We start from the raw sequence: 512 nt of genomic DNA on the forward strand, positions 1-512 counted from the left end.
GAATACTTTGTTTAGTTTCCAGAGATTTACTCTCTGTTAAAGAATGGCTTATGGGCCTATAGCTCAGCTGGTTTAGAGCGCACGCCTGATAAGCGTGAGGTCGATGGTTCGAGTCCATTTAGGCCCATTCTTTTATGAAAATTTCATAATTTTCTTATGGGGCCTTAGCTCAGCTGGGAGAGCGCCTGCTTTGCACGCAGGAGGTCAGCGGTTCGATCCCGCTAGGCTCCATTGATAACGAAAGTTATCAAATGATTTTGTTCTTTGAAAACTAGATATTGATTTATTTCTTAAAAATAAACCGAGAACACCGCGTTTTAAAGAGTTTAAAACAAGAATCGGGTGATTAAACTCTAACTAGAAGCTTTTCTTGGCAGTGTGACGTCTCTCACTTCGCTACTAAATTTCGCTCCTCATCACAACTTATCCTTAAGTAGATAAGCATTTGACTCATCTACAGACTTGTTGCTTGAACGTACATATCCAACAGTACGCATCGATAGCCTCCTGCG

Annotated in this window: 2 tRNA genes; both read left to right on the forward strand. The window is 41.2% G+C overall.

Going from position 1 to position 512, the window contains the following annotated elements:
• The first annotated feature begins 52 nt into the window (after positions 1 to 52).
• Positions 53 to 127, forward strand: a tRNA-Ile gene (locus OZJ21_RS09230).
• A 31-nt stretch (positions 128 to 158) separates the two neighbouring features.
• A tRNA-Ala gene (locus tag OZJ21_RS09235) sits at positions 159 to 231 on the forward strand.
• Positions 232 to 512 lie beyond the last annotated feature (281 nt).

The sequence above is a fragment of the Ligilactobacillus sp. UO.C109 genome, from assembly GCF_026847815.1.
GTDB lineage: Bacteria > Bacillota > Bacilli > Lactobacillales > Lactobacillaceae > Ligilactobacillus > Ligilactobacillus salivarius.